The organism is Methylobacterium sp. AC832 (genome assembly GCF_979256025.1).
Map to the genome: position 1 here is coordinate 399,919 of NZ_CEEDMV010000002.1, position 25,735 is coordinate 425,653.

Consider the following 25,735-nt stretch of genomic DNA (forward strand, 5'->3'; position numbering starts at 1 on the left):
TGGTGTGAAGGCTGCTTAGGAGAGCCCGCATTGCGCCAGCCGGTCATCTCAACCCCGCCGGAGGTTCGTCGCTATCTCAACAAGATCAAGCATCGTCACGTAACAAAACTCAAGGAAGGTCTCCATTTCTTCCATTTCGAGGTTTTTCTTTGCTGTGAAGAAAGAGGTTGGGGTGGCGTGTAGGAGGCGGCTTGTATAGCCATAGATAAAATCATACGCCTCTGTCATGCTGACGTGCTCTGCCTCGTCCCGCCAATTCCATCGTTTGCGCTTCCCTTTGGCGCTCAGCGTCTCTAAATCGAGGATCGGCTTGGTTATTCGTGCTTCGAAAACTGCCCTGCTTGCAATAACTTGATCCAACTGATCTTGTGCTTTTTTTACCGCTTTGTTGCGTATGAGCTCCGCCTGAAAGCCATAGCCATTGGTGGTCGCGGCCCGCCGGTAGAGCGCAAATTTACGTCGTGCCTTCAGATCGACAGCGGTCTCTTTTTTTGCAATCTCGGCACGAACGAAGTCTGCAGTTAATTGCTTGGGGTCAGATTGCGCCAGTTGGATTAATATATCTGGCAGCCCATCTTCTTCATGAAGCACATCGAATAAATCGGCTTCAGCGTTGAGTCGCTTAATGTAACTTTTAATGTGTTTTTCCTGATCTTCATAAATCTGGACGAAAAATTCGATTGAACGAAGCCTATGTTTTTCAATCGATTTTAGCCAAACATGAAGCTCAAAAATATATCGCGTTATTCCAAGTATACTAACTGTTTCGAGGTAAAATAAATTATTACCAAGAAATTGAAGAATTTTCTTCGACGCTTCCGATGTAATCTGAATTGGTAGCTGTCTCCGCGCATAGGCCTCACCGGTCAAGGCCTGTTCCGACAGCAACGCTAAATGAGCGTCCGCTTCGTCGATTAAGCCCACGAAGAGAGGGCTGATGGCCTTCATTTCTTCCACAATATTACCAAGTACTTTAGGCATATCATCCATGCCAAATCTCCGATGCGTCTGGTTCAAGATCATTGCATATACGCTCGAGAAAAGCCCGTATCTCGTGTCAGACCTGTGCGCCAGCGGTCGGTGGGCTTATCTCGGAGCAGACCCTACGAACTTCCGAGAAGCGTCGGAAGCCGACCCAGAGTAGGGGGTCCATCCGTTAGACGTCTACCGCTGTCTACCCAATTCACCAGTGTGCCATGCGATAGCATCGGAACCGTACTCTGTCGGATCTTCCCCGCCCCTTAAAGAGCCGGACCTTGCTTTGAGCCCTTTCGGATGAAATGCTGAATAAGATTATAGATCTTGGGTGTCTTCTGGGATGTGCCGTTCGGCCAGGGTAACGCTCTCGGCGTTGCGCTCGGCAACGATCGTAATCAGGGCGGCCATCGCTCTGGAGTAGGGTAACGATGACTTGGCGTTGGAGGCCTTCGTTGGCCTTTAGGTGGGCCTATTTGTTGCCGATAAAGCCTATTTAAGCGGATTTATAATCGGATTGTCATGCCAAAATAGATGATCCAATCAGATCTCCTCATCCTGAGGTGCCCTTTGCTCAAGCAAAGGGCCTCGAAGGAGCCCTCCAGTGGTCGCGCGATCCCTGGAGCCCTCCTTCGAGGCCGCTCCGCGGCACCTTGCAATAGCGACTTGGATTATGGTCGCCGTGTTCCGTGAGGAATGCCCCACCCCGGATGGCCGTCCGGAGTGGGGCGGTCGGCCGTCGGATCGTTGGCGCCTGAGCCTTTTGGCTGCTCCTGAGCAAGATCGCGGTCGGCCTCTTCATCGGACCCGGATGGTTGCCTGAACGTCGTGGTTCGCTTGCAAGGCAGGGTCGACGAAGATGACACACAGTAGCACGAAGACCGGTCCGGCCGTAGCCGGGATCGATGTCGGCAAGGATTGGCTCGACCTTGCCGTCGACGGATGCGACGAGCGTTGGCGCCTGCCCAACACCGGGGAGGGGCGGGCCGAACTCGTCGCGGTGCTGATCCGTCTCGGGATCGGCCGGGTCGGCCTCGAAGCCTCCGGCGGCTATGAGCGCAGGGCTACCGCTGCCCTGCGCGAGGCGGGCCTCGACGTGGTCCTGTTCCAGCCCCGGCAGGTCCGCGCCTACGCGACCTTTCGCCTGCGCCGGGCCAAGACCGACGCCATCGATGCCGGACTGATCGCCGCCTGCACGGCGGCTCACGGACCCGGCAGGCCAGCCCACGATCCGCGCCTGGTCGCCCTGGCCGAGCCCCTGCGCCTCGTCGAGCAGATCGACGAGGACGTCGTCCGCCTCAAGACACGGCGGGAGGCCTATCAAGACCCGCGCATCCGCGAGCACATCGCCGCCGAGATCCAGCGTCTCAAGGCCGAGCGCGCGGCGCGGATCAAGGCCCTCGTCACCGCTCTGCGCGCCCATGACGATCTCGCCCGACGCCTCGACCTCGTCCTCAGCGTTCCCGGCATCGGGCCGCGCACCGCCCTCACCCTCATCGTGCGCATGCCCGAACTCGGAGACCTCTCCCGCGAGCAGGCCGCAAGCCTCGCCGGTCTCGCCCCCTTCGATCACAGCTCCGGCCGACATCAGGGCCAGCGCCGCATCGCGGGAGGACGCGCCACCGTTCGAACCGCCCTCTACGCCGCAGCCCTGCCCGCCGCCTTCCGATGGAACGACGCCCTCGTCCGACTCTACAAACGCCTCAAGGACGCCGGAAAATCCCACCAGAAAAGTCTCGTCGCCTGCGCCAGAAAGCTCCTCACTTACGCAAACACCGTCCTCGCCAGAGACACGCCATGGCAAAAGACTAATGGTTGCTCAGGATGAGGTAAGGTCTTGGAAAAAAGACATCAAACAGGCTCTGAGGGAGAACCGAGCCGCCGAGATACGCGCCGTTCCGGCCAACCCCACTCTACTCCCCCAACCTACCCCCATCGAACCGCACCCGCGCCGCTTCGATCTCCGGGTGGCTCCGCTCCGCCCAGCGGACGAGCGCCGCCAGGGGCTCCATGAGCGTGCCGCCGAGATCGGTCAGGCGATACTCCACGCTGGGCGGCTTGGTCGGGTAGACCGTGCGGGCGATGTAGCCGTCGCGTTCGAGGTCGCGCAGGGTCTGGGTCAGCATGCGTTTCGAGAGGTCGGGGATCAGCCGGAGGATCGCGCTGAACCGGTGCGGGCCGCTGGCCAGCGCGGTGAGGATCAGGATCGACCACTTGTCGCCGGTCCGGTCCAGCACGTTGCGGACGGGGCAACGGGAGGCCTCGAACGCCCTCGTCCGCCAGCCCGCGAAGGTCCGCGCCAATTCGGCCTGAGCCGGTGCGGGGGCGGTTCCCTCGGCGTCACCTTGTCCCAAAATCCTGCCTCCTTCACAGCCGATGCGGTCTCACTTAGTTCCCTTGTACCGAAAGTGAACCATAGGGAACTCTGCGATGCCCGAGCACACCAACGCGACCGTCTTCGTCACCGGCGCCTCCGGTCAATTGGGGCGCCTCGTCATCGCGGCTTTGCTGGAGCGGGTGCCGACCGGCGCCGTCGTGGCGGGTGTGCGATCCCTGGAGAGCGAGGCCGCCCAGGCCCTGCGAGACCGGGGCGTCGCAGTGCGGGTGGCCGATTACGCGCGGCCCGAAACCCTGGCCGACGCCTTCCGGAGCATCGAGCGCCTGCTGCTGATCTCATCGAGCGAAATCGGCCAGCGCGTCGCCCAGCACGAGACCGTCATCGCGGCGGCGAAAGCGGCCGGGATCGGCCGGCTCGTCTATACCAGCCTCCTGCATGCCGACACCTCGCCGCTCAGCCTCGCCGGGGAGCACCGCGCCACGGAGGCCGCCATTGCGGGCTCAAACCTGCCGGCGACGATCCTGCGGAACGGCTGGTACACCGAGAACTACACCGCCTCGATCCCCGGCGCGCTCGCCGGCGGCGCCTTCCTCGGCAGCGCCGGTGGTGGCCGGATCGCCTCGGCCGCGCGGGCCGACTTCGCCGAAGCCGCCGCCCTCGTGCTGACCGGCGACGGCCATGAGGGGCGGACCTACGAACTGGCGGGGGACGAGGCCTACACCTTGGCCGATCTCGCCGCCGAACTCTCGCGCCAGACGGGCCGCGACATCCCCTACAGGGACCTGCCGCAGGCGGACTATGCGGCGCTGCTCAAGAGCTTCGGCCTGCCGGACGTCCTGGCCGAGGGGCTCGCCGCGTGGGATGTGGATGCCGCGCACGGCGCCCTGTTCGACGAGGGCCGCCAACTCTCGACGCTCATCGGCCGCCCGACGACGCCATTGTCCAGCAGCATCGCCGCCGCGCTCGGGTAAGGCTTAAGCCTCGGATCATGCCATCTCCGGACGATCCACGCGGTCTCGGGTCGGCGCGGGTCCCTCTCCTGGAAGGAGAGGGACAGGGTGAGGTGTGTGAGCTTTCCGGAGAGGGACCACACCTCACCCCAGCTCTCTCCTTCCAGGAGAGGGAGGCCGTCGCGGCTCAGCCGCCCGACGACGGCGTTATCGTCCAGCATCGCCGCCGCGCTGGGGTGAGGCTCAAGCCTCGGATCAGACCATCTCCGGACGATCCATGTGGTCGCCTGCAAGCGCGGGTCCCCTCTCCGGGAAGGAGAGGGACAGGGTGAGGTGTGTGAGCTTTCCGGAGAGGGACCACACCTCACCCCAGCCCTCTCCTTCCAGGAGAGGGAGGCCGTCGCGGCTCAGCCGCCCGACGACGCCGCTCTCCGCCAGCATCGCCGCCGCGCTCGGGTGAGGCTGGCGCATCGGATCATGCCGTCTCCGGACGATCCATGCGGTCGATTGATTTGGTCTCTCGCAAGCGCGGGTGCCCTCTCCTGGAAGGCAAGGCGATCGCATATGACACCACGCCGTCATTCCGGGTCGCCACAGGCGAGCCCGGACCCGGAGGGCCGCGCCAGAGGCGTGCAATCCAGAGCCGCTGACAGTGTAAAGTCCTGCACCATTTGTGTTTCTGGATCCCGGGCTCCGCTGCGCGGACCCGGGATGACGGGGTGGTGCCAGCGGGTTTCCGACAAGCAAATTGGCATATGCGATAGCCCTCTCCTTCCAAGAGAGGGAGCCCGTCGCGCCTCGAGTCGAAACCTCTTGGAGAGAGCGAACGGCCGTCGAGCGGATGTGTGAATCCGGTAGCCCCAAAGGGGAGAGGAACGCGGTCAGCCGGCGGGATCGTCCGGGGGGCGGCGGGCGGCGTCGTCCCGGTCTTTGCGGATGCTGCGCCGGACGACGATGAGCTGCCACAGGGCCAGCCCCAGCGCGAGGGCGAAGACGAGGCCGATGTCGAAGGCGGCGAAGAGCCGGTCGCTCACGAGGGGGCGGGCGCGCGGCCGAGCGCCTCACGCTCGCGCAGGGTCTCCACCAGGTCGAGCACCTGCGCCACCTGCGCCGGCACGTTCCACCAGGGCGGAATCCGGGGCGCCATCGACGGAAGTGCGGCCACCGCCTCGATCAGGAACAGGATCTCCGGCAGGGGTTTTTCGCGTATGGCCGCCCTGTCGTCCGTCGAGACCAGGGCGCGGGCGAGGAGCGTGAGTTTCCGGCGCCCGTCCACGCGGGCGCGGCGGGAGACCGAATCGTAGCCGGCCCGCTCCACCTCGCGGCCGATCTCGGCATAGATCAGCCGCGCCGCGCGGATCGCCGGGCGGCAGGCGGGAGGCAGGCCGGCAATGCCGGATTCCGAGCGCGCATAGAGGAGCTCCGCCGCCGCGAGCAGGCGCGCTATGATCCCGCCGAGGGCGGGCGTGAAGGCGGGGGCGCGCAGGAACGCGTCCGGGTCGATCCCCGCCTCCCTCAGCCAGGATCGCGGCAGGTAGAGCCGGCCGGCCCGCGCATCCTCGCCGACATCGCGGGCGATGTTGGTGAATTGCATGGCGATGCCGAGGTCGCAGGCGCGGGCCAGCACGTCGGGGTCGCGCACGCCCATCACCAGGGTCATCAACGCGCCCACCGACGCGGCGACCCTCGCCGCATAGGCGGTGAGGTCGCCAAGCGTCTCGTAGCGGCGGCCGCCCGCATCCCAGGCGAGGCCCTCGATCAAAGCGGCGGGCAGCGCCTGGGGGATGGCGTGGTCGGAGACGATGTCGGCCAGCGCCCGGTCCGCCGGGGCGTCGCAGGGGCGGCCCTCGCAGGCCCGGTCGAGGCGCATCCGCAGCCGCGCCACGGCGGGGCGGCGCCCGCTCTCGTCCACGTCGTCCACTGCGTCGTCGGAGAGGCGGCAGAAGGCGTAGAGCCCGTAGGCCGGCCGGCGGATGGAGGGCGGCAGCAGGGCGGAGGCGGCAAAGAAGCTGCGCGACCCGGTGCGGATCGCCGCCCGGCAGGCGGCGTGGTCGGCCGCATCCGCATGGGGGATCGCCCAGAGGGGTGGCCGGGAATAGTCAAGCCGAGACAAGTCAGGCGAAGACGCGCGCATCCGGCACCACGGTATCGAGAATTCGGGCGGAGGAAAGGACGCCGGGCAGGCCGGCGCCGGGATGGGTGCCGGCTCCCACGAGGTAGAGCCGCGCCACGTCCTCGGAGGCGTTGTGCGGCCGGAACCAGGCGGACTGGGTCAGCACCGGTTCGAGGCCGAAGCCCGAGCCGCGAAAGCTCAGGAAATCCGCCGCGAAATCCCCCGGATGCGTCACCTTCGAGGTGACGATGCTCTCCGACAGGCCCGGCATCACGGTGGCCTCGAGATGCTGCTCGATGGCGCGGCGATAGGGCTCCGCCTCCACCGCCCAATCCTGGCCGCCGGCGAGGTTGGGCACCGGGGAGAGCACGTAGAACGCATCGCAGCCCGGCGGCGCCAGGAGCGGATCGGTGGCGGTGGGGCGGTGCAGGTAGAGGCTGAAATCCTTCGATAGGACCTTCCGCCGGAAGATGTCGTCGATGAGCCCGCGATAGCGCGGCCCCATCAGGATGGTGTGGTGGGCGATGTCCGGGAAGGTCCGGTTCGTGCCGAAATACCAGACGAACAGGCCCATGGAGGAATGCGACCGGTCGAGCCGGCGGTCGGTCCAGCGCCGCCGCACGCCCTCGGGCAGGAGGGTGCGGTGGGTGAAGGCGGAATCGGCGTTGGAGACGACGATGTCGGCGGCGATGCGCTCGCCCGAGGTGAGGGCGACGCCGGTGGCGGCCCCGTTCTCCACCAGGATGCGCGAGACCTCCGCGCCGCAGCGGAGCGACCCGCCCTGCCCCCGGATCAGCCCGGCGAGCCCGTCCACCAGGCGACCGGTGCCGCCCAGCGCGAAATGCACGCCCCAGCGCCGTTCGAGATGGGCGATGAGGCAGTAGATCGCGCTCGCCCGGAACGGGCTGCCGCCGATGAGGAGCGGGTGGAAGCTGAAGATCGTCCGCAGGCGCTCGTCGCGGATGTGGCTCGCCACCACGTCGTAGACGCTGCGGTGTCCGCCGAGACGCACCAGATCGGGCATGATCCGCAGCATGTCGGCCACCGAGCCGAACGGCACGTGGCCGAGCCGCTCGAACCCGACCTCGCAGATCGCCCGCGAGCGCTCCATGAAGCGCTCGTAGCCGGCGACATCCCCGGGCGAGAACCGCGCGACCTCGGCGCGCATGGCGTCGAGATCGCCGCTGTAATCGAAGGTCGCGCCGTCCTCGAAGCGGATGCGGTAGAAGGGCAGCATCGGCGCGAGGACGACATCGTCCTCCATGCGCCGCCCGCACAGGGTCCAGAGTTCCTCGAACAGGAACGGCGCGGTGACGATGGTCGGCCCGGCATCGAAGGTGAACCCGTCCTGGCGATGCACCCGCGCCCGCCCGCCGGGCTGGTCCAGCCGCTCCAGCACCGTGACCCGGTAGCCCCGCGCCCCGAGGCGGATGGCAGCGGCGAGCCCTCCGAAGCCGCTGCCGATCACCACCGCATGGGGGCGTCTGGCCGGCCGGGTCGAGGACATCGGCACATCGCTGAGTGTCAACATAAGGTGACACTATCAGCCGAAAAATCACCGACGCAAGCGCTGATTCACCGGCGCAGCGTGATCGCCCGCGACGGAAAGGTGCCGGCGGCTGTCGGATGACACACGCGCGGGGACCGAGGGGCATCGCCCCCCGGTCCCACGACGCGTCGCGTGCGTCCTAGCCGCGGCCGCCGTGGCTCGCTTCGCCGCCCTTCTTGCCCGCTTCCGAAGCGCGCTGAGGGTCGTTGGCGAAGTTGCCACCGCTCTGCTGGCCGCCCTTCGAGCCGGCTTCCGAGGCGCGCTGGGGGGCGTTGGCGAAGTTGCCGCCGCTGGCCTGACCGCCCTTCGAGCCGGCCTCCGAGGCGCGCTCACGATCCTCGGCGAAGTTGCCCGAACCGCCGCGATGCTCCGACTTGCCCTGCGTGTCGTTGGATTGAGACATGCTGTCCTCCGTTACGTTGGGGAGTGGACCCGATCAACCAGCAACCGAAAGCATGGTTCCGAGGAAGGCGGGATTAAAAAGCCATTATACAAGGATAGTCTCCGGTTTAACCCAGGTTTTTAACCTGGCTTATGCCTATGTTTGTTTCGAGAAAGGGTCACTATAGCCTGGCTGGGCTCTACGTTTGGTTGAAGGCGGAGGGTGAACCGCGCGGTCTCGCGGAGGTTGACCCGGCTCGGACGAGGCATTCCGCGAGGTTTTCGAGAAAGGTCGGCCATGAACGGACACAGGCGAAACCGCTCGGCGATTCCCCGGGAGCGTGCGCCGGACAGCACCCTGTCGCTGCTCGCGGAGGGCTATGCCTTCATCCCGAACCGCTGCCGACGCCACGGATCGGAGCTGTTCGCGGCGCGGCTGATGCTCAGTCCGGTGGTCTGCCTGTCCGGCCGGGAGGCGGCGTCACGCTTCTACGACCATTACCGCTTCACCCGCCGCCACGCGCTGCCGCCCACCACCTTCGCGCTGATCCAGGACCATGGCAGCGTGATGGTGATGGACGGCGAGGCCCATCGCCACCGCAAGGCGATGTTCCTGTCGCTGGTGGGGGAGGACGCCCTCCGGCGCTTCGCCGACCTGTTCACCGAACACTGGCGCCGGGCCGTGCCGCGCTGGGCAGCGAGGGAGAGCGTGGTGCTCCTCGACGAGGCGCACCGCGTCATCACGCAGGCGGTGTGCGACTGGGTCGGTCTTCCGCTGGCCCCGGACGAGGTCGATGCGCGGACGGCCGAGTTCGCCGCCATGGTCGACGGCACGGGCGCCGTCGGCCCGCGCAATTGGCGGGGGCATCTCCTCCGCGCCCGCACCGAACGCTGGGCGCGGGCACGGATCGAGGAGATCCGCAGCGGCCGAAGCGACGCACCGCCCGGACCCGCCCGGACCGTCGCCACCCATCGCGACGCCGAGGGCCGCCTGCTCGATGTAAAGACGGCCGGCGTGGAGCTCATCAACCTGCTGCGCCCCACGGTGGCGAATGCGCGCTACGTCGTGTTCGCCGCCATGGCGCTCCACGAGAACCCGCATTGGGCCGAGGCCCTCCGCGCGGCGGACGAGGACACGCGCCAGCGTTTCGCCTGGGAGGTGCGCCGCGCCTATCCCTTCATCCCCTTCATCGGCGGGCGGGTCCGCGAGCCGTTCGAGTGGCGGGGCCATGCGTTCGAGACCGGCGATTGGGCGCTCATGGACCTCTATGGCACCAACCACGATCCGGGCCGCTGGCACGCGCCGGACCGCTTCGACCCGGACCGGTTCCGCACCGAGACCATCGATCCGTTCGACCTGATCTCCCATGGCGGCGGCTCGGCCACGGACGGACACCGCTGCCCCGGCGAGGGCCTCACGCAGACCCTGCTGGTCACCGCCGCCCACCTCCTGGCGACGTCGATGCGCTACGAGCTCCCCCCTCAGGACCTCACCCTCGACCTCGCCTACATCCCCGCCCGCCCCCGGAGCGGATGTGTTTTGCGTGGGGTGCGGGCTGTTTGAGGATGCGGGGGGGCTTCGAAGAGGAACGGTGCGGTGGCGAGGGTGGGACCGTCCCGGCGATGCACCCGCGCCCGCCCGCCGGGCTGGTCCAGCCGCTCCAGCACTGTGACCCGGTAGCCCCGCGCCCCGAGGCGGATGGCGGCGGCGAGCCCCCCGAAGCCGCTGCCGATCACCGCCGCATGGGGGCGACCGGCCGGCCGGGACGAGGAGGTCGGCACATCGCTGAGTGTCAACTTAGGGTGACACTGTCAGGGGTGAAATTGGGGATGCAAGTGGTGATTTGCGGGGGCGATGCGAGACAGGTTTCAGGCACTTCTGAAAGTAGAACTTCGCTCCCGACAACTAACCGGTTTCGGTTTGAATCGGTTTGTACGCGCCGCAAACACTGCCCTATAGCGTGCCGAATGTGAGTTCCGGCTAAGGGCATATACTGACCCAAAGCGGGCACTGAGAAGGTCCGCTTCCACGCACTCTAAAAAGCGCCTTGAGTGTCGATCAGTCGTCTTGACCGGCTTTTCGGCCAAGCGCCATCCGTTCAACGTCATGCTCCCCGATTTCAGAGGCGTCTTTGACGTCAAGGTGGCCCTTCAGGATCTTTAATTTGACTATCGGCCAGGGCTCCTTCGAGCCGGAGAGAGTCGCCGGAGCGATGAAATAACACCCATATCTTTTATACTCATTCAAAAATCTATTCAGATTTTCATCTGTAGTGGGCTGCATGGTTTTTATGCGCGAAGTCATGATAAAAGAGGTTTTATCGTTTGGTGTATCCTCGGATGAAGGCGTTTGCGCATAGATCATAACGCTATAATGATTTTTGTCACAACCAGGAAGCGCTCGAATTACGGAAATTCGGACTGCATTGTTCGAGTCTTTACCTCCAACACGTTCTAGCCACCGCTCGAAAATTTTCGTGGCCGCTTCCTCATTTTCAAAAAGGAGCATCATCACAGGCGGGTGCTGGTCTTCAAAAGACAGGTAGCCGACCCCTTTCCACCTTGCCTGATCCCAAGCATGTAGATCGATTATGGATCGCACGCTGACGTCGCGGTGTGACTCGATCTTCAACCGAGATGGTTTTGAAGGGTCAGTCGCTTCAGCTCTGACCGGCTCGGGCTCGCTTTCCAGTTTCATAATATTTAAGACAGGCCGCGGTAGGACAGGCGGGTAGGTCTGTTCGGGGGCGGGCCAATCTGACAGACGGGAAAGAAATTTAACTGCTACCCGATGATAGCTGTTGGCTGTGGCCGTCACCATCATCATGCGTTGCTGTGCAGCATCATCCTCAAACAGAATTCTGATTACTGCCTCCGTATCAGGCGTATAGCATGTCAATCCAAATATCTGTGCCGCGCATTCGAGCAGGAATTTTTGCAGCACTGCCTGTTGCGGGAAACTTGTCGGTGAAACAGACTGTGGCCATTTCAGAGTGATTTCATAGTCCAGCTTGTTTACAGAGATCGACGGCGCCTCAATGTCTGATCGCTCTTCCAGCACAAGCGACAGTCGTTCAGTATGGGGCACAACCCGCTGATTTAGGGCCGTCCCGAAGAAAGCCTCGATTGATCCAAGGACCATCTCCGCGATTATGGTCGATTGAACGGTCGTGGTGTGCGTCAGGCTGATATTCATGCCCACCACAGAGGTGCGCAGAATCTGCTGGCCTTCTTCGTTAAGTATGAGCGCTTTGGAATGCTCCTGGCCGACCGGCTGGCTGGCCATGGTCGACATCAAGGCATGGACATCGGCGTCGGACTTTGCTGCCGGTATGCTGCCATCCTTGCGCAAGACCGGCAAATGACCGTTGATGTAGAGCAACGCCGTCCGGGCGGTGAACATTTCCAGACCGGCCAGTAGGTCCGGCACAATGGTAAGTCGATCCAAATCGGCTGGCTTCAAATTCAGAAAATATCCGGCAAGGAAAAAATCGAGCTCTTGGGTGCGATCCTGCAACGTTTCCTTGTACGCATCGTCGAGCGGGAGAGTTATAAGGGCGCCGTTCAGAAGCTGGATGGCGTATAGATAGTCAGGCAGATGGCCTAAGGAAAATGCCGTCAATGCCCAGAGTTTTGCCGCACTCGCGAAAGTCGGCGGTATTTCACCGTCAAACTCCCCCTCGATGACGGCACTAGATACTGCAAAAATAGCAGCAGATCTTGCTGCCCATGGCAACCCTACGCTTTGATAGGCAACCGAAAGGATATACAACGCCTCGATCAGATGGCTGCTATATTCTTTTTTAGTAAGTCGCACAGTCGCTTTGCCGAGTAGCCGGATGATATCCAGGCTATGTTCAATGTCTAGTTTCCGCGCGCGATTTAGAAGAATGATCGCACCTTCCCCTTCGCTTTTCCGGGTCGATACGAAATCCGCCAGTTTCTCTACAAGAAGCGTATAATCGGGGTCGTTGCCAGCCATATGCCCGCACAGATCGACCATCTTTTCAAGGCGGCTGGCGTTGAATTCAGCCAGGCCGCCCGCGTCGTCTATAATCGAGGAAAAATCCCGCCATACTTCCGGGAGTGCTTTCGGCGTATCATCCAGCACGATCCGGTTGATGCAGGCCATTGAAAGCAGAGTCCGTGCTTCCAGGGCGTTATTCGGCCGCTCCTTGTCGGCTGCCATGGGCACAAGCACAGCGCGTATCCTGTCACCTCTTTCATCAAGCTGGGCCTGCTCGCGCGTCAGAAGCCCGTGAATGACGCAGTTCACAAATAACTGATAGAGGTTACACAAGAATTCGAGCGTTATGGTGTGGTTAGTGGCCAGAACGTCTTTTTCAAAATCCGGGTAATGCTCCTGTAAAAAATCAACGTCGTCAAACCACCAGAAGGCGGACCAAATGTGCTCATACCGGCTTTCAAGTATTTGACGCTCTGTACCCTGCGCCTTGGCAATCCGTATTGCTCTCGCGAAACGGCCGTCAGTTTCAATGCGGGGTTTTTCGAGGTTGCGGGATAGCTTCGCCGCGATTAAAGCCTCTGACGCACTTTGCATCCTCATGCCTGCAAAGGCTTGTGGATCGTCTAGCGCGGCTTCAATGTCTCTCAGTTGCTTTGCGCGGGAATAATCAGTCGGACCCAGATTGAACGGATCGTTTTTTGCCTCGCCGACCCCTAAATAATTGAAAGCGATATCCTTGCGCTCATTTTCAATGATTTCTTTGGCGATCCAGTTGCGATCATGGATTGTAACTTGTGCGTTGTATTTATTTTTAAGCTCCTCTTCCAGATCAAAGCGATCTTTCGATTTTGCCGCTCTGCTGGTAACACAGATAATGCGATCATACTGACGACCTGTATCGATGATACCGGCCACGTCGCTGCGCACTTTTTCCTTCCATTTTTCCTTTGCACTGAAAGCAAAAGCCCATCGTTCCCTTCCGGCACTGGGCTCGCCGATGAAGAACATCGATAGCTCGTCGGCGACTGGATAGGTTTCTGAATCGACCTTGCCGTCGCCGCCGCCTTCTGGTCCAGTTTGTGGCCTCAGGTTCGGGCAAATGGTTCTCTCGCAAAGCTTTCGACAGAACAGTTCGAAAGCCTGATGCTGGTTGCGGCTAGTAATGGTGTCAAGCTGATATTCTAAAATAGGGCGATCAAGGCGGTACGAAGCCTTATCTGTAGAGTCAGAATATAATTCTGGACGCAGGTTGCGCATAAACGCCGATGGTGAAAGCCTTTTTGGGCTTGAATTTGCTTTGTCATCACCGGCTGCCATTTGATCGCTGCTCATATGTAAAAGATAGAGTGGCCAAGGCGGTGAGGCTAGTTCAATCCGGCTATGCGCCTCATCAAACGGCCTTCGCGCTTCAGCGATCCTGGCCAATTTGGATCGGCTGCAAGCCGTCGCGGCAATGATCTGCGGCTATATCGCCCCGGCTCGCAGTATGGCGGCAATGGCGTCGATTGCGAAACGTCCGCTTCCAGGCGTGCTGCCAACATCCGCTCTTGGTGCAGTGCCGCAAGGCGTCGTTTGCAGAATGAGCCTGCACGACCCCATCGTCACGGCGATGCGGTAACCCCGGCCCCCTCCCCCACCGCCAAATCCATCGCCCCAAAAATCACCGCCGCCACCTTCTCCGGTGCCTCCTCATGTGCGAGGTGGCCGAGGCCGCGCAGCAGCTCCACGCGGGCGTGGGGCAGGCGCTTCTTCAGGGCGAAGGCGGTGTCGGGGGAGATGGCCTTGTCCTCGCTGCCGACCACGAGGAGCGTCGGGGTGGCGAGGCGGGGGATGGCGCGGTCGAGGGTGGCGAGGTCCCAGTTCGCCATCATGCCCAGCGCTCCGGCCACGTGGCCGGGTTTGCGGAACAGGTGGCGGTAGAGATCGAGCCCCTGGGCGTCGAGGCGCGAGCCGGTGCCGCGAATCAGGCGCTCCACCGCCGGGCGGTCGGCTGTCCAGGCGAAGAGTTTGGGGGTCACCGGGTTGAGGAAGAGCAGCCGCGCCATGCTGGGGAACAGCACCGAGGCGAGGCCGGGAAACGGGGTGAGCGCGCCGTTGAGCGCCACCAGGAGATCGGGCGCGATCCGCCCGTCGAGGCAGAGCCGGACCAGGAGCGCCGCCCCCGCCGAATGGCCGACGACCAGGCTCGGGCGGAGGTCGAGGCTGTCGAGGAGGTCGCCCAGGGCGCTCGCCATCCCCGGCAGGGAGAGTTTTGCGGCGGGGAGCGGGTCGGTGAAGCCGTGGCCCGGCAGGTCCGGGGCAATGACCCGGAACCGCGTCGCCAGGAGCGGCATCAGCCCCCGCCAGGAATGGGTGGCGGCCCCCGTGCCGTGGAGCAGCAGCACGGTCGGGGCTCCTTCCTCCCCCATTTCCTGGATGTGCCAGTTGAGGCCGGAGGCCGTGACGAAGCGGCTCGTCTCGCGGTGCGGCCAGTCGGCGCCCTCGCTCTCCCAGCGGGGTCGTTCGGCGGGCGCGCGCATGCTGGAACCCTTTATTCCCTCGCCGACCGGATCGCGGCGCTCATCGCCCCCGCATCGGCATGGGGCAGGGGCAGATAGCGCGCCCCCATGGCGGCGGCGAGGCGGCGCGCCGAATCCTGCGGCCGCTGAGCCGTGTCGATCAGGATGGCGCGGACATCCGCCTCGCGGAAAAGGCGGGCGGCTTTGAGCGAATCCTCGCCCGCGCGCTCCCGCCCGGCGATCCCCGACCGGGCGACGTTGGCCCGTCCATCGGTGAGCATCACCACCACCGGCGTCCCGCCGCCGCGCCGGACCCCGAGGGCCACCTTTCCGGCGGCGTCGATGCCGGCGGCGAGCGGCGTCCCACCGCCTCCGGGCAGGGCGGCGAGCCCGCGTCGCGCCCGCACCAGGGAGCGCGTCGGCGCGAGGACCAGCTCCGCGCCGGCCCCCCGGAACGCCACCAGGGCGACCTTGTCCCGCCGCGTATAGGCTTCGGCGAGGAGGAGCTCGACGGCCCCCTTGGCCTCGGCCAGCCGCTCCAGGGCGGAGGAGCCGGAGGCGTCGACGGTGAAGATCGTCGTGGTCTCGGTCCGTTGCCGGAATCGGGTGATTCGGATGTCGTCGGGGCGGATCATGAGACAGGTGCCGCCCCCCTCCGTCCGCCGGCGGAGGTCCTGCCACGGGGCTGCGGCGCGCAAGGTCGCGATGAGATCGAGCCGGGCCCTTCGCGGATCGCCCGGCCGCGCGCCCATGGGGCGGCCGGAGCGGGCGGAGACGGCCTTCGCCCCGGCCTTGCCGGCCTTCGGCATCCGCAGGCGCGGGCCGTCCCGCATCAGCATCGCGAGGAGCCCGGCGGGAATCGCGGCGCGGGCGGCCTCGAGGATGCGGTCCTCGCTCGCCTGTCCGGTGCCCTCCTCCGGCTCGGGGCCGGGCTCTCGCTGTTCGGCGGGCGCCTGTTCGGGGGGAGACGGCTCGCCCTCCTCCGGCTCCTCCCCGGGGGCTGGCTCGTGTTCCGGCAGGCGGGTGGCGCGATGGCCGAGGACGAGGCGCGCGGCCTCCCGCGCATCCGCCTCGGCGGTCTCGGCGCGCCCGTCGAGCCGGGCGAGGAGGCGGGCCACCCGGAGGGCGAGGAGCGGCGCGCGCAAGGAGTCGATGCCGAGCCGGGCCGCGACCTCGCTCAGCTCCGCGACGGGATCGTGGCCGCTCGGCGCACCGCCATGCGGCGGCATTTCGGATTCCGGCGAAAGGCCGTCGCATGGCGGTCGAAGCACCCGTCGCATGGCGCTCGGCGGCACGGTCGTGAGGTCGATATGGAAGGCCAGCCGATCGGTCAGGGAGGCCGGGGCGGCCTCGTCCTCGCCGATCCCCTCGTCGAGGAGGACGAGCCCTACCTTCGCCGGCCGGGTCTCCGCCAGCCCGTCCCGCTCCACCCTGAGACGCCCGGTATCGAGGGCGGCGGCGAGATGCGCGGCGGTGCCCTGCCCCATCCGCTCGGCCATCGCGGCTACGAGAAGTCCCCCATCGGCCTCGGCCAGCAGCCCCGCCTGGGCCACCGGCCGCCCGGCCGCAAGCGTCGCGGCGAGGTCGAGCCCGCCGATCAGCCGATCCTCGGCGATCCCCGCCGGCATCCGCCGTAACGGCTTGCCGGGGTTGAGGTTTTCGCGGAGGATGTCGAGCCAGCGGTCGCGCACCGGGCCGGCCCCGGCACGCACCACCACGCCGCCGCAGCCATGCGGGTCGGCGGCCACGAGCCGGGCGACACGCAGGGCCTCGGCCCAGATCGCCGAGCTCTCGCTCACGAGCCCAGCACCTCCTCCACCGCCCTCGCGACGCGGGCGGTGGAGCCGGATTCGTCGAGCGGGTTGCGGCGCAGGCGGTGGCGCAAGGCCGATGGCGCGACCTGCCGGAGATGGTCGATTCCCACGGTCTCGGCCCCCTCATAGGCGGCCAGCGCCCGGGCGGTGCGCATCAAAGTCAGCTCACCACGCAGGCCGTCGGTGCCCAGAGCGAGGCAGAGCCGGGCCGCGGCCTCCAGGGTCGCGTCGGGGACGTCGAGCCCGGGAAGGCGCGCCCTGGCGGCGGTGAGGCACTTCTGCAGCGCTCGGTCGGCCTTGGCATAGCTGGCGCAGAACCCCGCGGGGTCGCGCTCATAGGCGTCGCGCCGGCGCACCACGTCGATGCGGGTGGGCAGGTCCGTCGGGGTCGTCACCTCCACGGCGAGGCCGAACCGGTCGAGGAGCTGGGGCCGCAGCTCCCCCTCCTCCGGGTTGCCGCTGCCCACCAGAACGAATTTCGCCGGGTGCCGGACGCTCAACCCCTCGCGCTCCACGGTGTTGATCCCGGAGGCAGCCACGTCGAGCAAGAGATCGACGAGGTGATCGTCGAGGAGGTTGACCTCGTCGATATAGAGGAAGCCGCGATTGGCCCGGGCCAGCAGCCCCGGCTCGAACGCCTTCTCGCCACGGGTGAGCGCCCGTTCGAGGTCGAGCGCGCCCACCACCCGGTCCTCGGTGGCGCCCAGAGGCAGGTCCACCACCGGCACCGGCGCGAGGTGGCTTCGCCTGGCGTCGGTGCGGCCGGAACAATGCGGGCATTCGCTGGCGGGTTTGGCGGGATCGCAGGAATAGGGACAGCCGATCACCGCCTTCATCGGCGGCAACAGGGCGGCGAGGCCCCGGATCGCGGTGGACTTGCCGGTGCCCCGGTCGCCGAAGACGAGGACGCCGCCCACGGAGGGGTCCACCGCCGCGATCATCAGGGCTCGCCGCATCTCGTCCTGCCCGACGATGGCGGAGAAGGGGAAGGTGACGGGCGGGGCCGTGAAGGAGGGGGCCGGGTCGTTTCGGGGCTTCCGGAGGATACCTTGGCTCGCGTCGCGCTCCGGTTTCTCGGGGCGAGGGTGGGCGTTTGACGGAAGGGATGCGGTTCGGGCCGTTCCGTTGACGATCATCGACAGTCTCCCGGTAACCCGATTCAAGCTCTGGATGGTCCCCTCTCCCCGCCTGCGGGGAGAGGGTTTCGGACCCCTTGTCGGGTCCGAAACGAGGCGGCAGCCAAGGGTGAGGGGGCGCTGTCGAAGGAGCCCCGTCCGGAGGGACCCCCTCACCTTCGCCCTGCCGGGCTCACCTCGCCTCCCGACGGGGGGAGGACGAGGTCCTCTCCCCGCCCGGCGGGGAGAGGGAATGCTACTCCGCCGCCGCCTGCTCCACGCCCATCCGCGTCCAGATCGCCGCCAGCGCTCCCACCAGATGGTCGATGTCGGCGTCCGAATGCAGCGGCGACGGGGTGATGCGCAGGCGCTCCGTCCCGCGCGGCACGGTGGGGTAGTTGATCGGCTGGACGTAGATGCCGAACTCGTCGAGCAGCGTGTCGCTGATCGCCTTGCACAGGACGGGGTCGCCGACCATCACCGGCACGATGTGGCTGTCGTTGGGGAGGTAGGGGATGCCGGCGGCGTCGAGCCGGGCCCGGACCCTGGCGACGCGTTCCTGATGCCGCTCGCGCTCGCTGCCGCTGGCCTTGAGATGGCGGATGCTCGCCGCCGCGCCGGCGGCCACCGCCGGGGGCAGTGAGGTGGTGAAGATGAAGCCCGAGGCGAAGCTGCGGACGAAGTCGCAGAGCTTGGCCGAGCCGGTGATGTAGCCGCCATGGACCGCGAAGGCCTTGCCGAGCGTCCCCTCGATGACGTCGAGGCGGTGGGCGAGGCCCTCCCGCTCGGAGATGCCGCCGCCGCGCGGGCCGTAGAGGCCGACCGCGTGGACCTCGTCCAGATAGGTGAGCGCGCCGTGGGCTTCGGCGACGTCGCAGATCTCGGCGATGGGCGCGATGTCACCGTCCATGGAATAGACCGACTCGAAGGCCACGAGCTTGGGCCGCGCCGGGTCGATCATCCGCAGCTTGCGGTCGAGATCCTCCGGGTCGTTGTGGCGGAAGATGTGCCGCTCGGCGCGGGAGGCCTTGATGCCTTCGATCATCGAGGCATGGTTCTCGGCATCCGACAGCACGACGCAGCCCGGCAGCTTGCCGGCCAGCGTGCCCAGCGCCGCCCAGTTCGAGACGTAGCCGGAGGTGAAGAGCAGGGCCGCCTCCTTGCGGTGGAGGTCGGCGAGCTCCTGCTCCAGAAGCACGTGGTAATGGTTGGTGCCGGAAATGTTGCGGGTACCGCCGGCCCCGGCGCCGCAGCGGTCGAGCGCCTCGTGCATGGCTTCGAGCACGACAGGGTTCTGGCCCATCCCGAGATAGTCGTTGGAGCACCAGACCGTCACCGGGCGCTCGCCGCTGGGGCTGTGATGAGTGGCGTGGGGGAAGCGGCCGTTCTGGCGCTCGAGATCGGTGAAGACGCGGTAGCGGCCCTCGCGGTGGAGACCGGCCAACTCGTTCCCGAAGAATGTCTCGTAGTTCATGGCGTCCCTTTCCCCAACGAGCGGCGACCTGTCTGAACGAGCGACGCCTTGCCTTGTCCCGGCAGCTTTTTTGACCACCGAGTGCATGAGTGTGTCAACTAAACTTGACGCTTTTGGACGACAATAAATTACCCAGTAGATCGACGCGACATGTTTCCGCCGACCCGTCCGATATGGAAGCGCGCGGTCACAGCTTGGATCAGTGAAGGCGGATCGAGGGATCAGGCGGCGTCGCGGGGATGCACCGGCGCTGGTTCGGCGCGCAGGGACGGCCTCTTGCCCGAGGGCAGGCTCCAGCCCCAAAGGGCGGCGGAGGGCAGCGGCAGCATCAGGAACCCGTGTTCCAGGGTGGCGAGCGCCAGCATTGTGGTCAGAATCGTCAGGCCCACGACATCGTGTGGCAGTGCCGGCTCGTCGATGGCGGCCAGCCCGATCGCCACCGTCAGCGCTGTCCCGACGGCGACCGAGACCGGGAACAGCATGTTCATCGGCTTCCTGGTGAGGAAGCACGAGAGGTAGCTGAGATGCTCGGGGAGAAACTCGGCATTGAGGTTGCGTACGCCCAGGAACATGTTGAGCCGGGCCGAGAGGTTCATTCCCCAGAGGGTGAGATAGGTCCACAGGGCGAAACGGTTTGGCTCGCCCCAGGTGAGGGCGAGGATGGCCGCTCCCCCGGCGACGATCGCCGCCTCGTGCCATAGGCTGGTGGCCACCGCCGCCCGAAAGCGGGCGAGGCCTCGCGTGCCCGGTGCGCATCCGACGGCACGTGGGCCGGACACGAAGCCCATGTAATAGCTCATCTCCTGCCAGCCCCAGACCAGCAGCGCTCCGGTGAAAGCGATATAGGCCCCCGCCTCGCTCGTGTCGCCGGCGCTTCGGGCGATGGCCCAGACGGCGCCGGCCAGCACCAGGGTCGCTCCCGCCATGCTCCAGGCATGGGTGTGCCGGGGTTTGAGGTCGAGAAGCAGGATCAGTCCGGTGGAGAACCACCAGACCACGATCGCGTAGAGCGCGGGGACCGCATAGGAACCCACGCTACCAGACCGGCTCGAGTCGGATCTCGGCCGGCATCGGGTTGTCGATGGTCGGCAGGGCATAGAGCCGGACGAAGTTGACCGCCGAGGCCGCGATCCAGGCACCCTGTTTGAGCCTCCCCACGATCCCGCCCTGCGCCTTGGCATCGGCGAGCCTGGTCGAACAGACGAGGAGCCGGTCGAGGGCCGCCTTGAACTTCGGATTGTCGAGGTCGAGTGTGAGCGGGAAGGTCTGTTTCGAGATGTCGGAGGTGATCCGGAACACCTTGAAGTCGTAATCGGTCGGATCGACCCCGAGCGCCTTGTGGAAATGCGGCCGGCAATGGTCGCGCACATACATGGTGGCGAAGACGGCGAGCAGGAAGAACTTGATCCAGTAGCGGTTGATGCCGGTGGTCAGCTTGGGGTTGGCCCGCATGAGCAGCGCGAAGGCTTCGCCATGGCGGAACTCGTCGTTGCACCACTTCTCGAACCACTTGAAGATCGGGTGGAAGCGCCTGTCCGGGTTGCGCTCCAGCTCGCGGAAGATCGTGATGTAGCGGGCGTAACCGATCTTCTCGGAGAGATAGGTGGCGTAGAAAATGAACTTCGGCCGGAAGAAGGTGTATTTCTTCGATTTGGTCAGAAATCCCAGATCGACGCCGATGCCGAAATCCTTGAGCACGTCGTTGATGAAGCCGGCGTGGCGGGCCTCGTCCCGGCTCATGAAGCCGAACAACTCGCGGATGTCTGGGTTCTTGGCGCGCTTCCTCATCTCCGCATAGAGCACGCAGCCGGAGAACTCGGCGGTGATCGAGGAGACGAGGAAATCCATGAATTCCTTGCGCAGGTCCGGGTCGAGGCCGGACATGTCGAGGTCGAACTCCTCGTTGCGGGTGAAATGGCGCTTGTTCGGGTCGGCGCGCAGTTCCGCGATCAGGATGTCCCATTGCTTGCGCACGGGCTCGACATCGGTGCGGTCGAGTTCTTCGAAATCGGTGGTGTAGAAGCGGGGCGAGAGGAAGGTCGTCTCCTGGGCGGCCTTTGTGCCCTCGTTCATGGGCAGCTTCGGCGTGACGCTCTTCGGGCCTTGGTGCTGGATCGAGACGTTCACAGGCGCCTCCTCTCTGAGAAGCTGACTTCGTAGAGTTCGGTGAGCTCGAAATGGCCGGCGAATTTGGTCCAGAGCCGCTCCAGGATGCCGGCACGGGTGACCGTGGCGGTGCGGCGGACCACGAGGCGCTCGCCGTAGGGCACGGAGGTCGGCGCGTCGTGGACCTGGACCTCGTCGCCCGGTTCGATCTCGAACGTGGCGTCCAGGGTCACGTGGGCGTGGAGCGTCTCGGGGGTCTGCTCGATCTCGACGGTGCAGGGTACCTCGACGATCCGCCGTCCGAACCAGGCACTCATCGCACCGCTCCGCTGTCGGCGAGCCTCGTCTCGGGGAGGAGCCTCATGAAGGCGACGAAGTTCGACGGGCCGAAGGCGCCGAGATTGACGGTGCGGCCCGTCGACGGGTCGGAGAGTTCGAGGCCGCCATCGGCGAAGCGCGTCAGGCGGAAGGGCTGCCCCCGGCCGAGGCCGGCGCGCAGGCGGGCCTGGCCGAAGCCGCGCAAGGTGGCGCGGACGAAATTGTCCTGGCCGGGCTCGACGATGGTGATGACGTCCTGGGTCCGGGCATCCCGGATAACGATGGCGCCGTCGGCGCGGTCATCCGGGGTCAGATCGACAGAGCGGACGATCCGGGCCGGCGGCATGTGTGAGAGGCCAATCCCCTCGCTGCGGCCGACCCCCACTACGACGGTCACGAACCCCATGAGCCCGAGCGCCCCGATGACCAGCGGTCGCGGAATCCGGGCGGCATCAGCCTTCGCCGTCATCGCGTTTCCTCCCTGCATTCAACTCGCGTTGGCGAGGCGCGGAGGACGTACCTGCCGTTTCCGCGCGACCACGATAGGAGCCGCGGTTTCCTCTGTTGTGTCAAGTGCAGTTGACAGAGCCTGGGCGAGGATTTCGGCTGCCTGCTTTGCCTCCAGCACCGATCGCATCATCGGTTCAGGTCGTGAAAGGACCCATGGCCGGGCATGAGGCCAGAGATGAAGGTAGGCGACGCGGTTGCCGGCCCGGAGCCGTAAAGGCAGATCACCACTGCCATCTGTAAAAACTTTGCAGCCGGCGCGCTCGATCAGGGTGAAAGGCAGGTTGAGGGTCATCGGCAGGGCGATGCCGAGCCGCATCACCACCCGACGATTGGTGATCGTGTAGGTGGTCGAGCGGGCGGAGAGCCAGCCGAGCAGACCGAGCAGGGCCAGCGCGCCGCTGCCGACGGCGAGGGTCGGCCCGGCCACCAGCGCGGCCTGGGTGAGGTTGCCCTCGGCGAGGGGCGGGATCGCCGCCCAGAGGGCCAGTCCGACGAACCAGAGGCCGACGAGGCGGATATGCAGGGCCCGGGCGGCGATGCCGAAGCCGCAGGGGCGGCCCTGCCAGAGGATATGCTCACCGGGCGGCAGCGGTGCTGGCAAGCCGGGCGGAGCGTCGAAGGCGTTGGCGGGAACGCCGGGGCGGTGTCTCGCGGCGCGGCTCACAGGAACGGCTCCTGGCGGTCCGCCGTGGCGTAGAGGGTGCCGGCACCGAAATAGGCCATGATCCGCTCCTCTTCGTAGAGGGTCACCGAATCCGGGGCCTTCTGGCCGGGGATGTCCGCGAACTGATGGGCCAGTAGCGCCTCGGTCTTCACGGTACGGGTGAACCGGCCCGTCCGGCAGAAGGTGTTGGGCATCAGCACCCGGCGCCCGCCCCCGGCGAGCTCGACCTCGACATAGCGGACCATCGACTCTCCGCGATCGATCCAGAGGTCGCTGACGATGCCCGCCACCTTCCGGTCGGCCCCGAACACGGTCATGCCGATCGGGTTGGGACCATCCTCGTGCACCACGAAATGCTCGGCGACGCGTAAGGGGACGATCCGCTTCTCGTCGTCCCAGGTCCGGTCGTGATGGTCGTCCCGGTCGACATAGGAGCCGGGGCCGATCTGGTCGTGAAGCCCATCGCCATCCGGCTCCATCGGAGCGCCGGGCCAGACCTCGCGTTTGTGGCCGCTGTAGTTCCGGGCGGGCTGCATGTCGGTCTGCGGCGCGGTCTTCACCAGGCCGTTCGAGAGCAGGAACTGTTTCGGGCTCGGGATCAAGATCGGGTCCGGCCGCTTCAGGCGTCCGGCCACTTCGTTCTCCAGCGGATAGCCTTCGCGCCGGTCTTCCCGCCGAAGATAGAAGACGAGGCCGGCGAAGAAGATCCAGAATGCGTAGAGCACGACCTGGGCGACGTCGATGTAACCCGTGATTTCACCTCGTTGCATGGTCAGGCTCCTTGACGGGAAACGGGGGTCGGCAGGAGGGCGCGCCCCTGCCTGAGGCGGGTGGTGGGATCGCGGACGAGGGGCCCGATGGCCAGTAGCGTCGCGAAGAGCAGTGCGATCTCGATGTGGTAGACGATGAGGTAGCCCACCGATGGGTCGCTCATTGCCTCGCCCAGCGCCCCTGAGGCCGAAAGGCTGGAGCCGACATCGCGCAGGATGCCGCTTGCCGCGATGGCGATGCCCGCGGCACTGGCCTGGACGGCGCCCCAGGCGCCCAGCGCGAGCCCGGTCTCTTCCGGCCCCGCCTTCGCCATGGAGGCGGTGAGGGTTCCGTGCGCGAACAGACCGCCGCCGAGGCCGATGAGCGTGACGCCGGTGGTGAAGAGCTGGGCCGAGGCGAGGGGCGCGGCGAAGATCACCGCCGAGAAGGCGACGATGCCGACGACGCTGCCGGCCGCCGCGACCCGGAACGGATCGCCGCCCCGGCCGAGCCAGCGCGCGGCGAGCAACAGGCCGACCCCGCCTCCGGCCGCGAGCATCGCGGTGAGCGCCGTGGTGGCGGCCACCGGCAGATGCAGGATCTGCCCGCCATAGGGTTCGAGCAGGATGTCCTGCATCGAGAAGGCCGCCGTGCCGAGACCGGTGGCGACGAGGCGCCGTCGCGCCAAGCCGCTGCCGGCATAGGCTGACCAGGATTGCGAGAAGCTCGGACGCGGCAGGTCCCTGGCGGTCCGCCCCGGCTGCCGCGCCTCCTGCTTCCACAGGGCGATGCCGTTGAGGAGGATCGTCACCAGGGCCGCGCCCTGGATCACCTGGATCAGGCGGATCGCGGAAAAGTTTGCCAGCAGCAGCCCGAAGGCGACCGCGCTCACCACCATGCCGGCCAGCAGCATCGCGCAGAGCAGGGCCACGACCCTCGGTCGCGCATGGGCGGGGGCGAGATCGGTGGCGAGCGCGAGGCCGACGGTCTGGGTGGTGTGGAGGCCGGCCCCCACCATGACGAAGGCCAGAGCCGCCGCCACATGGCCCGGCCAGGCCGGGCCGGTGGTGTCGCCGGACAGGATCAGCAGCGCGAACGGCATGATGGCGAGCCCGCCGAACTGCAGCAGGGTGCCGAACCAGATGTAGGGGACGCGGCGCCAGCCGAGGACCGAGCGGTGGGTGTCCGAGCGGAACCCCACCAGGGCCCGCAAGGGGGCGAAGACCAGCGGCAGCGACAGCATCACGGCCACGATCCAGGCCGGGACTTCGAGTTCGACGATCATCACCCGGTTCAGCGTGCCGATGAGAAGCACGGCGGCCATCCCCACCGTCACCTGGAACAGCGACAGCCGCAGCAGCCGCCCCAGCGGCAGTTCCGGCGTCGCCGCGTCGGCGAAGGGCAGGAACGGCATCAGGCCGGGGCCTAAACGCGTGAGCAGGCGGGCGGTGAGGTCGGCGGGTTTCATGGCACGGTTCCCCCCTCCCCAGCGATGCGGGGAGGGCTTTTCCGCGCCAACTCCACGGCGTTCGACAGGTAGAACCCGCTATTGACCCGCTGTGTCCGCCCCACAGCGAACCCGGCGAGTGCGGCCTCCCCGCCGATCCGGCGGCGCAGGCCGCCTTCGGTGATCGGCACGATGGCGGGCGCCCGGTCGCCGCGCGGGAAGAGCCGGCCGGCGGCGTGCATCAGGGCGAGGAGCGCCGTGCGCGGGGCCACGGTGAAGACCAGCGATCCGTCGGTCCGCAGGCCGAATTCGGCGAGCGCCCGGACGATGTCGCTGGCGCTGTAATGGATGAGTGAATCCATGGCGACCACGTGGTCGAAGCGCCCGAGCCAGGGATCGAGCATGTCGCCGACGCGGAAGTCGATATGGTGGCCGCCGAGCAGCTCGGCGCTGCGCTCGCGGGCGAGGCCCACCAGCGTCGGCGAGACGTCGATGGCGACCACCTCCGCCCCGCGGCGGGCGGCCTCGACGCTGAGGGCTCCCGTCCCGCAGCCGGCATCGAGAATGCGCCGGCCGGTGAGATCTTCGGGCAGCCAGGAGAGGAGGTTCGCCCGCATGGCGTCGCGGCCGGCCCGCACCGTGGCGCGGATCTTCGAGACCGGGGCGTCGGTGGTGAGGCGCGCCCAGGCCTCCACCGCCGTGCGGTCGAAATAGGTGGTCAGTTGCGAGCGGCGCTCGGCGTAGGTCCCGGTATGCATCGGCCTGC

Annotated in this window: 23 protein-coding genes and 1 pseudogene; 3 read left to right on the top strand and 21 right to left on the bottom strand. The window is 66.1% G+C overall.

What is annotated here, in order from left to right; translation table 11 throughout:
* Positions 1-48: 48 nt before the first annotated feature.
* A complete protein-coding gene (locus AC0IXR_RS09080) occupies positions 49-990 on the bottom strand; it encodes a hypothetical protein (protein WP_471760467.1) in 942 nt (313 codons plus the stop codon).
* Positions 991-1,834: 844 nt separating this feature from the next.
* Here AC0IXR_RS09080 and AC0IXR_RS09085 point away from each other — a divergent pair.
* Positions 1,835-2,803, top strand: coding sequence for an IS110 family RNA-guided transposase (locus tag AC0IXR_RS09085; protein ID WP_471760468.1), 969 nt, complete (start codon positions 1,835-1,837; stop codon positions 2,801-2,803).
* Between the two features lie 85 nt (positions 2,804-2,888).
* Here the strand turns inward: AC0IXR_RS09085 and AC0IXR_RS09090 are convergent, their stop codons facing one another.
* A complete protein-coding gene (locus tag AC0IXR_RS09090; RefSeq protein WP_471760469.1) occupies positions 2,889-3,329 on the bottom strand; it encodes a winged helix-turn-helix transcriptional regulator in 441 nt (146 codons plus the stop codon).
* Between the two features lie 76 nt (positions 3,330-3,405).
* Between AC0IXR_RS09090 and AC0IXR_RS09095 the strand changes: the two genes are divergently transcribed.
* A complete protein-coding gene (locus AC0IXR_RS09095; RefSeq protein ID WP_471760471.1) occupies positions 3,406-4,284 on the top strand; it encodes an SDR family oxidoreductase in 879 nt (292 codons plus the stop codon).
* A gap of 234 nt (positions 4,285-4,518) precedes the next feature.
* Here AC0IXR_RS09095 and AC0IXR_RS09100 read toward each other — a convergent pair whose 3' ends face one another.
* The 5 genes from AC0IXR_RS09100 to AC0IXR_RS09120 form a co-directional block, all read right to left on the bottom strand.
* On the bottom strand, positions 4,519-4,734 hold the full coding sequence (locus tag AC0IXR_RS09100; RefSeq protein WP_471760472.1) for a hypothetical protein: 216 nt from the start codon (positions 4,732-4,734) through the stop codon (positions 4,519-4,521).
* 410 nt (positions 4,735-5,144) lie between these two features.
* Complete coding sequence (locus tag AC0IXR_RS09105; protein WP_311273839.1) at positions 5,145-5,297, bottom strand: hypothetical protein; 153 nt, start codon at positions 5,295-5,297, stop codon at positions 5,145-5,147.
* Entirely contained in the window at positions 5,294-6,397 is a 1,104-nt protein-coding gene (locus tag AC0IXR_RS09110; RefSeq protein ID WP_471760473.1) for a phytoene/squalene synthase family protein, read from the bottom strand. Before AC0IXR_RS09110 ends, AC0IXR_RS09105 begins: the two co-directional genes overlap by 4 nt.
* On the bottom strand, positions 6,378-7,907 hold the full coding sequence (locus AC0IXR_RS09115) for a phytoene desaturase (protein WP_471760474.1): 1,530 nt from the start codon (positions 7,905-7,907) through the stop codon (positions 6,378-6,380). The genes AC0IXR_RS09110 and AC0IXR_RS09115 overlap by 20 nt, the downstream gene beginning before the upstream one ends.
* A gap of 157 nt (positions 7,908-8,064) precedes the next feature.
* Complete coding sequence (locus tag AC0IXR_RS09120; protein WP_471760475.1) at positions 8,065-8,328, bottom strand: con-10 family general stress protein; 264 nt, start codon at positions 8,326-8,328, stop codon at positions 8,065-8,067.
* A 276-nt stretch (positions 8,329-8,604) separates the two neighbouring features.
* On the opposite strand from AC0IXR_RS09120, the gene AC0IXR_RS09125 reads away from it, so the two are divergent.
* Positions 8,605-9,870 (top strand): cytochrome P450, encoded by a 1,266-nt coding sequence (locus AC0IXR_RS09125; protein ID WP_471760476.1) that lies wholly within the window; start codon positions 8,605-8,607, stop codon positions 9,868-9,870.
* Between the two features lie 14 nt (positions 9,871-9,884).
* Here AC0IXR_RS09125 and AC0IXR_RS09130 read toward each other — a convergent pair.
* The 14 genes and pseudogenes from AC0IXR_RS09130 to bchM all read right to left on the bottom strand — a co-directional run.
* A pseudogene (locus AC0IXR_RS09130) lies at positions 9,885-10,103 on the bottom strand (FAD-dependent oxidoreductase); the annotation flags it as partial.
* A gap of 262 nt (positions 10,104-10,365) precedes the next feature.
* Positions 10,366-13,590 (bottom strand): hypothetical protein, encoded by a 3,225-nt coding sequence (locus AC0IXR_RS09135; RefSeq protein WP_471760477.1) that lies wholly within the window; start codon positions 13,588-13,590, stop codon positions 10,366-10,368.
* Positions 13,591-13,874: 284 nt separating this feature from the next.
* A complete protein-coding gene (gene bchO / locus AC0IXR_RS09140; protein WP_471760478.1) occupies positions 13,875-14,792 on the bottom strand; it encodes an alpha/beta fold hydrolase BchO in 918 nt (305 codons plus the stop codon).
* An 11-nt stretch (positions 14,793-14,803) separates the two neighbouring features.
* A complete protein-coding gene (locus AC0IXR_RS09145; protein ID WP_471760479.1) occupies positions 14,804-16,570 on the bottom strand; it encodes a magnesium chelatase subunit D in 1,767 nt (588 codons plus the stop codon).
* A complete protein-coding gene (gene bchI / locus AC0IXR_RS09150) occupies positions 16,567-17,541 on the bottom strand; it encodes a magnesium chelatase ATPase subunit I (protein WP_471760790.1) in 975 nt (324 codons plus the stop codon). Before bchI ends, AC0IXR_RS09145 begins: the two co-directional genes overlap by 4 nt.
* A 415-nt stretch (positions 17,542-17,956) precedes the next feature.
* Positions 17,957-19,174, bottom strand: a complete 1,218-nt coding sequence (gene hemA / locus AC0IXR_RS09155; protein WP_471760480.1) for a 5-aminolevulinate synthase — start codon at positions 19,172-19,174, stop codon at positions 17,957-17,959.
* Positions 19,175-19,395: 221 nt separating this feature from the next.
* A complete protein-coding gene (gene puhE, locus AC0IXR_RS09160; RefSeq protein ID WP_471760481.1) occupies positions 19,396-20,208 on the bottom strand; it encodes a putative photosynthetic complex assembly protein PuhE in 813 nt (270 codons plus the stop codon).
* A 1-nt stretch (position 20,209) separates the two neighbouring features.
* On the bottom strand, positions 20,210-21,301 hold the full coding sequence (gene acsF / locus AC0IXR_RS09165; RefSeq protein WP_471760482.1) for a magnesium-protoporphyrin IX monomethyl ester (oxidative) cyclase: 1,092 nt from the start codon (positions 21,299-21,301) through the stop codon (positions 20,210-20,212).
* Positions 21,298-21,597: a hypothetical protein gene (locus AC0IXR_RS09170; RefSeq protein WP_471760483.1), complete on the bottom strand. Its 300-nt coding sequence runs from the start codon at positions 21,595-21,597 to the stop codon at positions 21,298-21,300. Before AC0IXR_RS09170 ends, acsF begins: the two co-directional genes overlap by 4 nt.
* The gene (gene puhC, locus AC0IXR_RS09175; RefSeq protein WP_471760485.1) at positions 21,594-22,067 is read right to left on the bottom strand and encodes a photosynthetic complex assembly protein PuhC; all 474 of its coding nucleotides are present in this window, start codon (positions 22,065-22,067) and stop codon (positions 21,594-21,596) included. Before puhC ends, AC0IXR_RS09170 begins: the two co-directional genes overlap by 4 nt.
* Positions 22,068-22,085: 18 nt before the next feature.
* On the bottom strand, positions 22,086-22,772 hold the full coding sequence (puhB, locus tag AC0IXR_RS09180) for a photosynthetic complex putative assembly protein PuhB (protein ID WP_471760486.1): 687 nt from the start codon (positions 22,770-22,772) through the stop codon (positions 22,086-22,088).
* Entirely contained in the window at positions 22,769-23,542 is a 774-nt protein-coding gene (puhA, locus tag AC0IXR_RS09185; protein WP_471760487.1) for a photosynthetic reaction center subunit H, read from the bottom strand. Before puhA ends, puhB begins: the two co-directional genes overlap by 4 nt.
* Positions 23,543-23,544: 2 nt before the next feature.
* Positions 23,545-24,990 (bottom strand): BCD family MFS transporter, encoded by a 1,446-nt coding sequence (locus tag AC0IXR_RS09190; protein ID WP_471760488.1) that lies wholly within the window; start codon positions 24,988-24,990, stop codon positions 23,545-23,547.
* The gene (gene bchM / locus AC0IXR_RS09195; RefSeq protein ID WP_471760489.1) at positions 24,987-25,727 is read right to left on the bottom strand and encodes a magnesium protoporphyrin IX methyltransferase; all 741 of its coding nucleotides are present in this window, start codon (positions 25,725-25,727) and stop codon (positions 24,987-24,989) included. Before bchM ends, AC0IXR_RS09190 begins: the two co-directional genes overlap by 4 nt.
* Positions 25,728-25,735: the final 8 nt, after the last annotated feature.

Excerpts from the sequence above, each read along its gene's own strand:
- AC0IXR_RS09080 (WP_471760467.1), bottom strand. The coding sequence starts at position 990 with ATGGATGATATGCCTAAAGTACTTGGTAATATTGTGGAAGAAATGAAG.
- AC0IXR_RS09085 (WP_471760468.1), top strand. The coding sequence starts at position 1,835 with ATGACACACAGTAGCACGAAGACCGGTCCGGCCGTAGCCGGGATCGAT.
- AC0IXR_RS09095 (WP_471760471.1), top strand. The coding sequence starts at position 3,406 with ATGCCCGAGCACACCAACGCGACCGTCTTCGTCACCGGCGCCTCCGGT.
- AC0IXR_RS09100 (WP_471760472.1), bottom strand. The coding sequence starts at position 4,734 with ATGCGCCAGCCTCACCCGAGCGCGGCGGCGATGCTGGCGGAGAGCGGC.
- AC0IXR_RS09110 (WP_471760473.1), bottom strand. The coding sequence starts at position 6,397 with ATGCGCGCGTCTTCGCCTGACTTGTCTCGGCTTGACTATTCCCGGCCA.
- AC0IXR_RS09115 (WP_471760474.1), bottom strand. The coding sequence starts at position 7,907 with ATGTTGACACTCAGCGATGTGCCGATGTCCTCGACCCGGCCGGCCAGA.
- AC0IXR_RS09120 (WP_471760475.1), bottom strand. The coding sequence starts at position 8,328 with ATGTCTCAATCCAACGACACGCAGGGCAAGTCGGAGCATCGCGGCGGT.
- AC0IXR_RS09125 (WP_471760476.1), top strand. The coding sequence starts at position 8,605 with ATGAACGGACACAGGCGAAACCGCTCGGCGATTCCCCGGGAGCGTGCG.
- AC0IXR_RS09135 (WP_471760477.1), bottom strand. The coding sequence starts at position 13,590 with ATGGCAGCCGGTGATGACAAAGCAAATTCAAGCCCAAAAAGGCTTTCA.
- bchO (WP_471760478.1), bottom strand. The coding sequence starts at position 14,792 with ATGCGCGCGCCCGCCGAACGACCCCGCTGGGAGAGCGAGGGCGCCGAC.
- bchI (WP_471760790.1), bottom strand. The coding sequence starts at position 17,541 with ATGCGGCGAGCCCTGATGATCGCGGCGGTGGACCCCTCCGTGGGCGGC.
- hemA (WP_471760480.1), bottom strand. The coding sequence starts at position 19,174 with ATGAACTACGAGACATTCTTCGGGAACGAGTTGGCCGGTCTCCACCGC.
- AC0IXR_RS09170 (WP_471760483.1), bottom strand. The coding sequence starts at position 21,597 with ATGAGTGCCTGGTTCGGACGGCGGATCGTCGAGGTACCCTGCACCGTC.
- puhC (WP_471760485.1), bottom strand. The coding sequence starts at position 22,067 with ATGACGGCGAAGGCTGATGCCGCCCGGATTCCGCGACCGCTGGTCATC.
- puhA (WP_471760487.1), bottom strand. The coding sequence starts at position 23,542 with ATGCAACGAGGTGAAATCACGGGTTACATCGACGTCGCCCAGGTCGTG.
- AC0IXR_RS09190 (WP_471760488.1), bottom strand. The coding sequence starts at position 24,990 with ATGAAACCCGCCGACCTCACCGCCCGCCTGCTCACGCGTTTAGGCCCC.
- bchM (WP_471760489.1), bottom strand. The coding sequence starts at position 25,727 with ATGCATACCGGGACCTACGCCGAGCGCCGCTCGCAACTGACCACCTAT.